The sequence below is a fragment of the Polaromonas sp. P1_F9 genome, assembly GCF_056405615.1.
The window spans coordinates 1-12,078 of sequence record NZ_JBFUBT010000006.1 but is presented as its reverse complement, the minus strand read 5'-3'; the positions used below and the strand labels follow the sequence as shown (position 1 = coordinate 12,078).

The window sequence follows — 12,078 nt, the reverse complement described above, 5'->3', positions numbered from 1 at the left end:
CGGCCAGCGTGCCAGCCTCAGCGACGCAGCCAGCGCGGAACCTTGAAACGGATGATTGCGATATAAAAACCGACATAAGACAGCACAAACAGCGCGCAAAACACCATAAGGACCAGCGTATTTCGCCAGAACAGGACCGCAGGCACCACCGTCATCAGGGTGAAACTCCACAGATATGGTGAAGTTCGGTTGTTTCGCATCAGCATGCGACGCGAAGCATCATCATGGAATACACCGCGCACAATACGGCGAAAGATAAGCTGATGAAAATGCAAGGCATCGGCGAGGCCTGGGGAACTGCCGCGAGCAAGCTTGCGATAGATCGAAAAAATCGTCTCCCAAACCGGGTAAATCAGCAACAGCATCGGGAACCACGGCGAAACGGATTCATGGCGCTGAACTAGCAGGATGGACGCCATAGCGATCACAATACCCCACAAATAGGCGCCACCGTCACCCGCAAAAATCAGCCCTCTCGGGTAATTCCAGTAGAGAAATCCGGCGGTCGCACCGACCAGACAAATCAGCATGGCGGCCAGCTGCCTGTCGCCGAGCTGCAATGCCACATGGGTAATCGCCATGCACACGAGCAGGGCAACCGTTCCTGCCAGCCCGTTATAGCCGTCGATGATATTGAACGCATGGGGCAAGCCGCAGATCGCAAATACCGCGAGCGCGATACCGAGCCAGGGCATTGCCAGCAACCAGTTGTCAATCCCGGGCAAGCCCAGGCGCGAGAGTGACAGACCCATCAGCCCACAGGCCAGCACAGCGGAGATGGCTGTCAGCACGAGCCGGTAACGTACCGACAGCCGCTGCGTTGCATCCTCATATACCCCGCCCAACACGGCTGGCAACACGACCACAATCCAGCTCACAGCGAATTTCCAGTCGACGCCGACATTGATGGAAACGCCGACGCTTTCAGCCAGAGCTGCAACGAGCCAGCTCACCGCTATGCCAGCCAGTACGCCCACTCCGCCCAAGCGCGGGACATCCCCCGCATGGAAGCGCTGGGGCTTGGCTTCGCCATAGTGGCCCGTACGCCCCCGCACAGCGCGTATGACAAAGACGGTCGCCAGCAGGGACACGAGAAAGCTACAAAATAGCAAAGCCACCATAAATATGCCTCTAACGGTTCCTGCACCAACAGTACGCACTATCCATTGTCAACGCTTTGGGGAGCCTCTTGGAGGCGAGAAAATTTTCGGTATGAATCGCTTGACCAAAGACGTAAAAGGCTGGTCATATGCCAGGCCAGGTGTTTGAAATTTATTCGGCTATTTCTGTGGGCAGGATGCGTTACCGTAACTCTCGATTGGCCTAGCCTGTATCCCGCGATCTGAAGCCGGAGGCAAATATCGACATCTTCGCAGTACATAAAATACCGCTCATCAAACCCCTCGAGCGCTTCAAATATCTTCGTGGGAAAAACCATGAACGCGCCATTCACCCAATCCGGCTGCGAGGATGTTGCCTGTTGTCGATCAGGCCCGACATAACGTGAAAGCAAAGCCCAGGGCGACGGACGTTTTCTTGCGTAGTCCTGTAACGCCCCCGATTCTGCAAGTTGCACTGGAAACGAACATCCGACCGCTACATCTCTGAATTGGTCAATCAGCGAAGGAAAGGGGTCATTACTTATAACAATATCCGGATTGACCACGCAATAATATTCGCAGTCACATTTCAGGAATGCAGAATTGTGATTGGCCCCAAAACCCTTTGGCGTCAAATTTTGCACAACTGACAGCTTGAATTTCCAACTTCTCGCATTGATCAAATTGAGTAAGTCGGGCTCCGGGATATTGACTGTGAGCACCACGTGCTTTACCGTTTCAAGGCACAAAGCCTCCAGTGTGGAAATGAGCTGAAACACCTCATTTCCATGCCCATGGCTTACCACTGATATGCATACTTTGCCGGTTAGTAGATCGTCCAAATTTTCCAACTGTTATTTCCTGCGGTTTTCCCTCATCAGCGCGACTGACAAGTTCACAATTCTAAATTCAGGAAATTTATTGAAATGGGAGTCTGAAAAGCAAGTTGCGCCGGAGATCATCGCCTTTCAACCCTGATGACACAGCCTGCAGAATAAGGCGCATTTGATTCTGCTCTCGCCGATCGGACGATGAATGTGGGTTCGTGTAAAGAGGTCGCGCACGCACCAGTGCTTCAGGGCGGCGGCACAGAAGTCAGCGTTATAATTGTTGATTATTTTGAATGTGCTTGCAAGGGATGCGGTGGCTTCATGAAGCCTGTCGCTTACCCGCCCCTCCCCTTGAGTAAGATGCCGCGGATAGAAATCTGCAGGTTTTTAGCCGGAGATTTAACTTGAGGAGCTGGGTGAACAAGCCTTTAAGAACAGTAACGCCTGCCTCTGGCGCTACTTGCTTTACCAACAACGATTCTGGTTCCCAAACGACCACCCGCATGTCGAGGTCGTTTAGCCAAGCATGCAGCAGTTCAGATCTGGATCGGTTGTTCTGGGGCATGACACGCAGACCAGTCAATCCTTCAAACTCAGGAGTTCAGTTTTGAGCGCTGTGATGCCTATTTCTCAACTCTCCCAGCGAGCCAAGGCAATCCTGGACGTCAAGCGCGGTTTGGCCATGTATTCATTGTGGGGAGCGCTGGCTTGGCTGGATACCAAACAACGCTACAGGCGCTCTCTCCTGGGGCCTTTCTGGATCACACTGAGTACGGGAGTGATGGTGGCAGGCATGGGGCCACTGTATGGCGCACTGCTCGGGCAACCTGTCGGGAATTATGTCCAGCATCTGGCCATTAGCCTGATCTTGTGGACATTCATTTCCAGCTCCGTTAACGATGCCGGTACAGTATTCATCGGCGCTGAGTCTTATATCAAGCAGGTGCCGCTACCACTGTCAGTTTTCGTGTTTAGAGGCTTGGCCAAAAACCTGATCATGCTGGCACACAATGCCCTGATCATTGTGGTCGTGCTGTATGTTTTCCCGCCTGCCACACTTAAAAACCTGTGGATGGTGCCTATCGGGCTGGTTCTCATCATTGCCAACCTGTTCTGGTTCACGCTCTTGCTGGGCGTACTGAGCACGCGCTTTCGCGACATTCCCCAACTGATCGCCAATATTGTTCAGGTTGCATTCTTTTTGTCGCCCATTCTCTGGCGTCCGGAAATGCTGAGCCCGCGCGTCAGGTTTCTGTCGGATTTCAATCCGCTATACCACTTCATGGAAATTGTGCGGGCACCCTTGCTGGCGGAGCCAATCCGCCTGATCAGCTGGGCAGTGGCGGCAGGGCTCCTGGTAGTCGGATTTGGTTTGACCCTGCTCGCTTTCACGCGTTTTCGCTCCCGCGTCGCTTATTGGCTTTAAAAGCGTTGACCAGCCCGAAAATCAAAAATGACCATTGTTAAAGCGAGTAATCTGGTTGTCGAGTTCCCTATCTACGGGATGAGCAGTAACCGGTCTTTGAAGAAAAGTTTGGTGAATATTGCCACCGGTGGCGTATTGGCCAAAGATGCGGCAAATCGCGTGCTGGTTCGCGCTCTCGACGGGCTAAACTTCGAGTTTCGCGAGGGAGACCGGGTTGGCCTGATCGGTCATAACGGGAGCGGCAAGAGCACTTTGCTCCAAGTGCTGGCCGGCATCTATGAACCCACGAGTGGCAGCCTCGAAATCCACGGACGGGTAACCTCCATGCTGGGCATCACTTTGGGCATGGACTCTGAAGTTACCGGGCTTGAAAACATCTATTTACGCGGCAGGATCATGGGCTTGACCCGCAAGCAGATTGAAGAGCGGCTAGATGACATTGCGGAATTTGCAGGGATTGGCGACTATCTTCAATTGCCTATGCGGACCTATTCCAGCGGCATGTCGATGCGACTTGCCTTCGCCATCGCAACCAGTGCGGATGCAGACATCGTTTTGATGGACGAATGGCTCAGCGTTGGCGATGCGGAATTCGTTGACAAGGCAAAACGCAGGCTCACGGACATGGTCAACAATGCGCGGCTCGTCGTCATTGCCTCGCATGACCCCGCGATGATCAAGGAACAGTGCCGTACCATTTTGAAGCTCGAGCATGGCAAAATCGTCTCGATTGAAAAAAGTTAACCCTTTTCATCTTTTTTAACCTTGAATACCTCAATTATGAAATTTCTGGTCACCGGCGGCTGCGGCTACAAAGGTCACGTTCTTGTTCCCAAGCTCCTGAACAGGGGTTATGAGGTCGTGGTTCTGGACACAATCTGGTTTGGCAACTACCTGCCGCCTCATCCAAACCTTACCGTCATTCAAGGCGACGTGCGCAATATCGATGCCATCAACCTCGATGGGATCGACGGCATCATCCACCTGTCGTCCATTGCCAACGACCCCTGTGGCGATCTGGATCCCAAACTTACCTGGGAAGTCAGTGCGCTGGCAACCATGCAGTTGGCCGACAAGGCCAAGCGCAAAGGCGTCAAACGCTTCATCTATGCCTCGTCTGGCAGCGTCTACGGGGTGAAGGACGAGCTGCAAGTGACCGAAGAGCTCGATCTCAAGCCAATCTCTGAGTACAACAAGACCAAAATGGTTGGGGAGCGGGTTTTACTGAGCTATTCGGATGACATGGTCGTCCAGATTGTGCGTCCGGCAACTGTTTGCGGCGTTTCGCCCCGCATGCGCCTCGACGTGTCGGTCAACCTGTTGACGATGCAGGCGCTCAGCAAAGGCAAGATCACCGTGTTTGGCGGCGACCAGACCCGCCCCAACATCCACATCGATGACATCACTGATGTCTATCTGCACCTGATTGACCACCCTGAAGTGACTGGCGTCTACAACGCAGGTTTTGAGAACATCTCCATTCTTGACATCGCCAAGATCGTCACGAAGCACGTCCCGGTCGAAATTGTCGTGACCGAATCGAACGACCCACGCTCCTATCGCGTCAACTCGGACAAATTGCTTGCAACCGGATTCAAGCCGAAAAAGGGCGTTGAAGACGCAGTCAAGGAAATCATCGCTAAATTCCGCGCCGGTGAGTTGAAAGACGAAGACCGCTTCTACAACCTGAAGTGGATGGAACAAACCGTGCTGTCCAAGCAAACTGCGTAGGAGACCATGATGGAGCTCAAAGTACCGATGGAAGCCGGATTCGCCGACTATGCAAACCGCTTGTCGCATGTGCTGCAAACGTCCGACTGGTCGGGTGTGGCCGAGCTGGCCAAAGACATGAAGCGCGCATGGGACAACGGAAACCAGGTGTTCTTTTGCGGCAACGGCGGCAGCGCAGGTAATGCGGTGCATTTGGCCAATGACTTCATTTATGGCGTTGCCAAGCGTACCGGCGGTGGTATTCGAGCAGTTGCCTTGTCGGCCAATACAGCTGTCATGACCTGCCTCGCCAACGACGTCGGATACGACCACATCTACAGCGAGCAGCTCGCCGTACTTGCCAATGAAGGCGACGTGCTGATCACCTTATCCGGCAGCGGCAATTCCCCCAACATCCTTCAGGTCCTTGAGCAGGCCAGGATCAAGAAGGTACGCAGTTACGCCATCTTGGGTTATTCCGGCGGCAAGGCCCTGGCCATGGCCGATGTAGCCATCCACTTTCCCGTCAATGACATGCAGATCGCTGAAGACATGCAGCTCGTCGTCGGACATATGTTGATGCAATGGCTTTACGACAACAGGCCGGCCGTTACCTGACACATTAAAAATAAGCAGTATCCATGGAAACCGTATTCGTTATTGGCAGCAACTCTTTTTCGGGTGCCAGCTTTGTAGATTTCGCCTTGCAGCAAGGGGTCAAGGTCATCGGCACCAGCCGTTCCGAAGAGCCTATCCCGGCGATGCTTCCGTACAAGTGGCGGGACCACAGCAATTTTGCCTTTCACAAGCTTGACTTGAACAAGGATCTCGACGGTATCGAGGCACTGCTGCATTCGGTCAAGCCCAAGCATGTTGTCAACTTTGCAGCGCAAAGCATGGTGGGCGAAAGCTGGAAAACGCCAGAAGACTGGTTCATGACCAACGTGGTGTCCACCGTCAAGCTACATGACGCGCTGAGGAAGTGCGACTTCCTGGAACGCTACGTTCACGTATCGACGCCTGAGGTTTATGGCAGCTGCTCCGGTTTCGTGGATGAGAACTTTCCGTTCAATCCCAGCACGCCTTACGCGGTCTCGCGGGCTGCGGCCGACATGAGCCTTCGCACCTTCCGTGCGGCGTACGACTTCCCGGTTGTTACCACACGTGCCGCCAATGTGTACGGGCCCGGGCAACAGCTGTATCGCATCATTCCCCGCACCATCCTGTTTATTTTGCTGGGCCGCAAGCTGCAATTGCATGGCGGCGGCGTTTCGACACGCTCGTTCATACATATGTCAGACGTCTCCGACGCCACATGGCGGATCATGCTCAAGGGCAATAATGGCGACACCTACCATATCTCCACCAGTGAAGTCGTGTCCATCAAGGAACTGGTCGAGCGGATCTGCCAGAAGCTCGGCGTCAATTTTGACGATCACGTCGAGGTCGTCGGCGAGCGCATGGGCAAGGACTCAGCCTACCACCTTGACAGCACCAAGCTTCGCACCGAACTCGGCTGGTCCGACCACGTCACCCTGGATGCCGGGCTCGATGAGTGCATCGCCTGGGTACGAAACAATTTCGAGGCGCTCAAGGCGTCTTCTTACGACTACTCCCACAAACCCTGATGCAAGCCCAAAACCCAACCCAACTCGCGCAAACGGCTGCCAAGCTTCGCGCGCGCATCATCGAAACCTCGTCGAAGACGGGCACCCCTCACCTCGGTTCATGCCTTTCCTGCGTGGACATTTTGACGGCGCTGTATTTCAACGTGCTTCGCATCGACACCAGCAACCCGCGCGGCAAGGACCGCGATCGTTGCATTCTCAGCAAGGGCCACGGTGCAATGGGACTGTTTCATGTCCTGGCTGAGCGCGGCTTCTATCCACTGAGCCGCCTGGACAGCTACGGTGAAGACGGCGGCGTGTTTGCCGAGCATCCGCCGACGCCTGACCATCTGGACGGCATCGAGGCGGCGACAGGTTCGCTGGGCCATGGCCTTCCACTCGGCTTGGGCATGGCGCTTGCCGGCCGCATCCAGGGCCAGTCCTACAACGTCTATGCTGTCCTCAGCGACGGCGAATGCAATGAAGGTTCGGTTTGGGAGTCCGCCATGTTGTCGGCCGCACAAAAGGTCAACAAACTCTGCGTCATCATTGACTTCAACAAATGGCAGGCCACCGGCCGCAGCCAGGAAGTCATGGCGCTAGACCCGCTTGCTGACAAGTGGCGCGCATTTGGCTGGAACGCTGTCGAAGTGGACGGGCATAGCTACCCCGAATTGCTGAATGCTTTGGCGCAATTCCCGAACACCAATGGCAAACCCACCGCCATCATTGCCCACACCGTCAAAGGCAAGGGTGTGTCGTTCATGGAAGACGACAACAACTGGCACTACCGAATCCCCACTGCAGACGAAGTAGCACAATCGAAAATTGAACTTGGGGTGGCAGCATGAGAAACGCCTTTGCAGAAGAGATGACAAAGGTCGCCGCCACAGACAAACGCGTTGTCGTTTTGTCCGGCGATATTGGCAACCGGCTTTTTGACAAGCTTCGCGTGGTCGATGCATCGCGGTTTTACAACTGCGGCGTTGCGGAAGCCAACATGATGGGCGTCGCTGCAGGCATGGCATTGTCTGGCCTGCGACCCTTTGTTTACACCATCACGCCTTTCACCACTACCCGCTGCTTCGAGCAGATTCGTGTCGACGTTTGCTACCACCATGCACCGGTTGTCATTGTTGGCACGGGTTCGGGTTTGTCTTACGCAGAACTGGGGCCTACCCACCATTCGCTCGAAGACATGGCCATCTTGCGCACGTTGCCTGGCATGCGTGTGCTTGCGCCTTGCGATTCGTCAGAACTCCGCCAAGCCCTTCATGAGGTACTCAAAGACGACAGCCCAACGTACATCCGTATCGGCAAAAAGGGCGAGGCAGACATTCACAAGAGCTTGCCTGACCTTCGCCTCGGCAAAGCCCTGGTGATTCGCCCAGGAACCGATGTCGCATTGCTTTGCGCCGGCAACATGATGGCCGAAACCCTCAAGACTGCAGACGAGTTGGCTGCGAAGGGTGTCTCGGCTGAAGTCGTGAGCTTTCACACCGTCAAGCCACTCGATGCCGAATACTTGCAACAAGCGGCCAAACGCTTCAAATTGCTGGTGACGGTTGAAGAGCACAGTCGCATTGGCGGCTTTGGCAGCGCAGTCGCCGAGTGGCGCATGGCACAGCCCGACAACGTCCGGCAACTGAGTTTTGGCACGGACGACGAGTTCATGCACGAAATCGGCAGCCAGGTTTACGCCCGCAAAAAGTATGGCCTGACAGCCGACAACATGGCGACCCGGACTTTGGCGGCCCTGGCTGCAGTCACTCCTCGTCCTTGAGAATGCCCATGCACCTTGGGTTGGACTTTGATAACACCATCGTCAGCTATGACGGGCTTTTTCATAAAGTCGCCATGGAAGGCGGCTGGATCACCGAAGAAATTCCGGTTTCCAAAGTAAGCGTACGGGACCATCTGCGATTGATCGGCAAAGAGCCGGTCTGGACCGAAATGCAAGGCTACGTTTATGGCGGCCGCATGGATGAAGCGCAGGCTTACCCGGGCGTCGTCGACTGCCTGACATGGGCCCGCGCCAACGGCATTCCGATGTCCATCGTGAGTCACAAGACGAAGCACCCGTTTCTAGGCAAGCAATATGACCTGCACGAGGCCGCGCGACACTGGATCAGCCTGTACCTGACCGATGCGGACGGCCCGCTGATTCCGGTCGACCGGGTCCACTTCGAGCTCACCAAAGAAGCCAAGTGCAAACGCATCACCGACATCGGCTGCACTGTCTACGTCGACGATCTTCCGGAGATCTTGCTGGCCCCGGGGTTTCCGGCGTCCGCTGACAAAGTGCTCTTCGATCCGGACGGCCATCATGCTGCGCAGGATCTTCCGCGCGCCGCTAACTGGCCCGAAGTCCGTAGCCGCCTGGAGACTCTATGGCGCCAGAATCCCTGACACCTGCCGTCTCGCAGTTGCTTGCTACTGTTGGGCGGGAAAAGCAGGAGTTCGAGCTGCAGCCATTGTCGGCCAGTGGGAACAACCGCGTCTTCGTCCTCAACACCGCTGACGAAAACCTGGTGCTCAAGTGGTATTTCCATGACCCAGCCGATTTGCGTGATCGTCTGGGCGCTGAATACGCTTTTCTCGAGCATGCCTGGAATACAGGGCTGCGCAGCGTTCCCAAACCCATGGGAAAAGACCCGGTCAACCATCTTGCGCTGTATGAGTTTGTCGAAGGCGAAAAACTTCAGGCGCAGCAGATCAAAGACACAGACATGGAGCAGGCCGCGCAGTTTCTCGCGAGCCTGAACACAGCGCATAGCCGCGCGACGGCTGGGGCCCTGCCCGCTGCGTCGGAAGCCTGTTTCAGTGTGGCCGCGCACCTGGCGATGGTCGATGCGAGGCTCGCACGTTTTGCAACCTTGCAACCCGAGTCTTCAGTCGACAGCGTCGCGGCAACTTTTGTTGCCGACCTTGCAAAGTATTGGGCGTTGACAAAAACGCGGTTGATAGCTGAATGCAAAGCAATGGGGCTCGACCCCGAGGCCGATTTGCCCGCATCCCAGCGATGCCTGTCACCATCAGACTTCGGGTTTCACAACGCATTGGTCAGACCCGACGGAACACTGTGTTTCATCGATTTTGAATATGCAGGCTGGGATGACCCAGCCAAGGCGGTGGGGGATTTCTTTTCCCATCCCGGGGTGCAGGTGTCCCGGCAGTACTTTGACAGGTTCCTTGCCGCCGTGCTGGCGCCTTTTGCGGAGCCTGAAACCATGGCTGCCAGGGTGCGCCTGCTTGAGCCCGTGTTCCAGTTGAAGTGGTGCTGCATCATCCTTAACGAATTTCTACCAGCCGGCGCTAGACGCAGGACATTTGCGAATCCCGGGGACGACGCAGAACAGCGCAAGCAACGCCAGTTGCTCAAGGCGCAAACCCTCTATCAATCATTTGCCTACTAAAGGACCTCAATTGGCTTACATCGACTTTCTGTCATCTGTTCACAAAAGCACTACCCGCGACTACCTGGCCCGCGTCAACGAGCCGGAGTTTCCAAAGGCCAAGGCTGCTGCGCTGGCCAAGCAATGGGGTTATGACTATTGGGACGGCGACCGCCGCATCTGCTACGGTGGCTACAAATACATGCCCGGCCGCTGGGCGCCCGTCGGCCAAGCCATGGTCGACCATTACGGCCTGAAAGCCGGCGACAAGGTTCTGGACATCGGTTGTGGCAAGGGCTTCCAGCTTTATGAGCTAACCCAACTGGTGCCGGGCCTCGAGGTTTATGGCATCGATGCTTCCACCTACGCCATTGAAAACGCCAAAGAAGAAATCAAGGACCGGCTGCAGGTCGGCAATGCAAACAGCCTGCCCTTTCCTGACAACCATTTTGACTTTGTGTTCTCGATAACCACGCTGCACAACCTTCACAACTACGACCTCGACAAGGCACTCCGTGAAATGGAGCGTGTCGGCAAGAAAAACAAATATCTGTGCGTGGAGTCCTATCGCAACGAGCAAGAGAAAGCCAACCTGCTGTACTGGCAAGTGACCTGCGAAGCCTTCTGCACGCCGGAAGAGTGGGACTGGTGGTTCAAGCAAACCGGCTACACCGGCGACCATTCCTTCATCTACTTTGAGTGAGCCCACCAATGACCATCCCAAAAACCATGAAGGCGGCCATCCTCGTCGAGCAACGCAAGCCATTGGTTGTAGACGACATCGAAATGCCGTCCACACTCGAAGTCGGCCAGGTGCTGGTGAAGGTGCTTTTTAGCGGCATTTGCGGCTCACAACTCGGTGAGATCGACGGCGCCAAAGGTGAAGACAAGTTCCTGCCCCACCTGTTGGGACATGAAGCATCTGCCAAAGTGATAGAGACTGGCCCGGGCGTCAAACATGTCAAGGCCGGTGATCTGGTCGTACTGCACTGGCGAAAAGGCCTGGGCATCGAGGGCGCACCACCGAGCTATCGCTGGCGCGGAAACAAACTCAACGCCGGGTGGATCGCCACGTTCAATGAATACGCCATCGTCGCGGAGAACCGCATGACGGCCATTCCAGCGGACAGCGATCCAGAGGTTGCAGCACTGTTCGGATGCGCCGTAACAACCGGCTTTGGTGTCGTCGAAAACAACGCAAAGGTCAGGATCGGCGAATCCGTGGTGGTGTTCGGTGCCGGCGGCGTAGGCCTCAATATCGTGCAGGCATCCGCACTGGTAGGCGCATATCCTGTCATCGCAGTCGACGTTCACGACAACCGCCTGGCACTGGCCAAAGAGATGGGTGCCACCCATCTCATCAACTCCAAGAACGAAGATGCCAAGGCAGCCATCGAACGCATCGTCGGCACGCAAGGCCTCGACGTGTTTATCGACAACACCGGCCAACCAGCCATCATCGAAATGGGTTACGGCATCACCAAACCGCAAGGCCGCGTGACGCTGGTCGGCGTTCCCCGAAAAGGAAACACCACCCAGATCTTCTCGCTGCCCCTGCATTTCGGAAAAGTGCTTTCCGGGTCACATGGCGGTGAAGCAATTCCCCACGAAGATATTCCCCGCTACCAGAACCTGTATGTTGCCGGGCGCATTCACCTCAAGGAACTGCTGACAGAGCGCGTGCCCCTCGCCGATATCAACACAGCCATTGAAAACATGCGCTCCGGCAAAGCAAGCGGACGCTGCCTGATCCGGATGGATGGGGCATGACGGATGGATGCTGAAGGGCGAGAAGTTGCGAGCACAGATGCGCTGACGCATCCCAAATACCGCGCAGACATTGACGGTCTGCGTGCGGTGGCGGTGTTGTCCGTGCTCGGCTTTCATGCGTATCCCGAATGGGTTCGCGGCGGCTTCATCGGCGTTGACATCTTCTTCGTCATCTCGGGCTTCCTGATCTCGACGATCATTTTTCAGGGCCTGGCTACTTCCCACTTCCCAGTTCAGCTT

14 protein-coding genes are annotated in these 12,078 nt (G+C 55.6%); 12 read left to right on the top strand and 2 right to left on the bottom strand.

Annotated elements, in window-relative coordinates; all coding sequences use genetic code 11:
• Window positions 1-17: 17 nt before the first annotated feature.
• Complete coding sequence (locus AC1DYR_RS17450) at window positions 18-1,121, bottom strand: MraY family glycosyltransferase (protein WP_477706217.1); 1,104 nt, start codon at window positions 1,119-1,121, stop codon at window positions 18-20.
• 38 nt (window positions 1,122-1,159) lie between these two features.
• Window positions 1,160-1,951, bottom strand: a complete 792-nt coding sequence (locus tag AC1DYR_RS17445) for a glycosyltransferase family protein (RefSeq protein ID WP_477706216.1) — start codon at window positions 1,949-1,951, stop codon at window positions 1,160-1,162.
• Between the two features lie 595 nt (window positions 1,952-2,546).
• Between AC1DYR_RS17445 and AC1DYR_RS17440 the strand changes: the two genes are divergently transcribed.
• The 12 genes from AC1DYR_RS17440 to AC1DYR_RS17385 all read left to right on the top strand — a co-directional run.
• Window positions 2,547-3,356 carry an ABC transporter permease gene (locus AC1DYR_RS17440; RefSeq protein WP_477706455.1) on the top strand — a complete coding sequence of 270 codons (810 nt, stop codon included), beginning with the start codon at window positions 2,547-2,549 and terminating at the stop codon, window positions 3,354-3,356.
• 27 nt (window positions 3,357-3,383) lie between these two features.
• Window positions 3,384-4,100: an ABC transporter ATP-binding protein gene (locus AC1DYR_RS17435; RefSeq protein WP_477706215.1), complete on the top strand. Its 717-nt coding sequence runs from the start codon at window positions 3,384-3,386 to the stop codon at window positions 4,098-4,100.
• 36 nt (window positions 4,101-4,136) lie between these two features.
• Window positions 4,137-5,087, top strand: coding sequence for an NAD-dependent epimerase/dehydratase family protein (locus tag AC1DYR_RS17430; protein ID WP_477687179.1), 951 nt, complete (start codon window positions 4,137-4,139; stop codon window positions 5,085-5,087).
• A 9-nt stretch (window positions 5,088-5,096) separates the two neighbouring features.
• On the top strand, window positions 5,097-5,684 hold the full coding sequence (locus AC1DYR_RS17425) for an SIS domain-containing protein (RefSeq protein WP_477687178.1): 588 nt from the start codon (window positions 5,097-5,099) through the stop codon (window positions 5,682-5,684).
• A 23-nt stretch (window positions 5,685-5,707) separates the two neighbouring features.
• Window positions 5,708-6,694: a GDP-mannose 4,6-dehydratase gene (locus AC1DYR_RS17420; protein ID WP_477687177.1), complete on the top strand. Its 987-nt coding sequence runs from the start codon at window positions 5,708-5,710 to the stop codon at window positions 6,692-6,694.
• Window positions 6,694-7,524, top strand: coding sequence for a transketolase (locus tag AC1DYR_RS17415; protein ID WP_477706214.1), 831 nt, complete (start codon window positions 6,694-6,696; stop codon window positions 7,522-7,524). The genes AC1DYR_RS17420 and AC1DYR_RS17415 overlap by 1 nt, the downstream gene beginning before the upstream one ends.
• Entirely contained in the window at window positions 7,521-8,456 is a 936-nt protein-coding gene (locus AC1DYR_RS17410; RefSeq protein ID WP_477706213.1) for a transketolase family protein, read from the top strand. The genes AC1DYR_RS17415 and AC1DYR_RS17410 overlap by 4 nt, the downstream gene beginning before the upstream one ends.
• A 2-nt stretch (window positions 8,457-8,458) precedes the next feature.
• Window positions 8,459-9,082, top strand: coding sequence for an HAD family hydrolase (locus AC1DYR_RS17405; RefSeq protein ID WP_477706212.1), 624 nt, complete (start codon window positions 8,459-8,461; stop codon window positions 9,080-9,082).
• Window positions 9,064-10,089: an aminoglycoside phosphotransferase family protein gene (locus AC1DYR_RS17400; RefSeq protein ID WP_477706211.1), complete on the top strand. Its 1,026-nt coding sequence runs from the start codon at window positions 9,064-9,066 to the stop codon at window positions 10,087-10,089. The genes AC1DYR_RS17405 and AC1DYR_RS17400 overlap by 19 nt, the downstream gene beginning before the upstream one ends.
• Before the next feature lie 10 nt (window positions 10,090-10,099).
• On the top strand, window positions 10,100-10,771 hold the full coding sequence (locus AC1DYR_RS17395; protein ID WP_477687172.1) for a class I SAM-dependent methyltransferase: 672 nt from the start codon (window positions 10,100-10,102) through the stop codon (window positions 10,769-10,771).
• Between the two features lie 8 nt (window positions 10,772-10,779).
• Window positions 10,780-11,838, top strand: coding sequence for a zinc-binding dehydrogenase (locus AC1DYR_RS17390; protein ID WP_477706210.1), 1,059 nt, complete (start codon window positions 10,780-10,782; stop codon window positions 11,836-11,838).
• Between the two features lie 3 nt (window positions 11,839-11,841).
• On the top strand, window positions 11,842-12,078 hold a 237-nt coding region (locus tag AC1DYR_RS17385; protein WP_477706209.1), incomplete at its 3' end, for an acyltransferase family protein.

Excerpts from the sequence above, each read along its gene's own strand:
- AC1DYR_RS17400 (WP_477706211.1), top strand. The coding sequence starts at position 9,064 with ATGGCGCCAGAATCCCTGACACCTGCCGTCTCGCAGTTGCTTGCTACT.
- AC1DYR_RS17420 (WP_477687177.1), top strand. The coding sequence starts at position 5,708 with ATGGAAACCGTATTCGTTATTGGCAGCAACTCTTTTTCGGGTGCCAGC.
- AC1DYR_RS17410 (WP_477706213.1), top strand. The coding sequence starts at position 7,521 with ATGAGAAACGCCTTTGCAGAAGAGATGACAAAGGTCGCCGCCACAGAC.
- AC1DYR_RS17435 (WP_477706215.1), top strand. The coding sequence starts at position 3,384 with ATGACCATTGTTAAAGCGAGTAATCTGGTTGTCGAGTTCCCTATCTAC.
- AC1DYR_RS17430 (WP_477687179.1), top strand. The coding sequence starts at position 4,137 with ATGAAATTTCTGGTCACCGGCGGCTGCGGCTACAAAGGTCACGTTCTT.
- AC1DYR_RS17390 (WP_477706210.1), top strand. The coding sequence starts at position 10,780 with ATGACCATCCCAAAAACCATGAAGGCGGCCATCCTCGTCGAGCAACGC.
- AC1DYR_RS17450 (WP_477706217.1), bottom strand. The coding sequence starts at position 1,121 with ATGGTGGCTTTGCTATTTTGTAGCTTTCTCGTGTCCCTGCTGGCGACC.
- AC1DYR_RS17415 (WP_477706214.1), top strand. The coding sequence starts at position 6,694 with ATGCAAGCCCAAAACCCAACCCAACTCGCGCAAACGGCTGCCAAGCTT.
- AC1DYR_RS17405 (WP_477706212.1), top strand. The coding sequence starts at position 8,459 with ATGCCCATGCACCTTGGGTTGGACTTTGATAACACCATCGTCAGCTAT.
- AC1DYR_RS17425 (WP_477687178.1), top strand. The coding sequence starts at position 5,097 with ATGGAGCTCAAAGTACCGATGGAAGCCGGATTCGCCGACTATGCAAAC.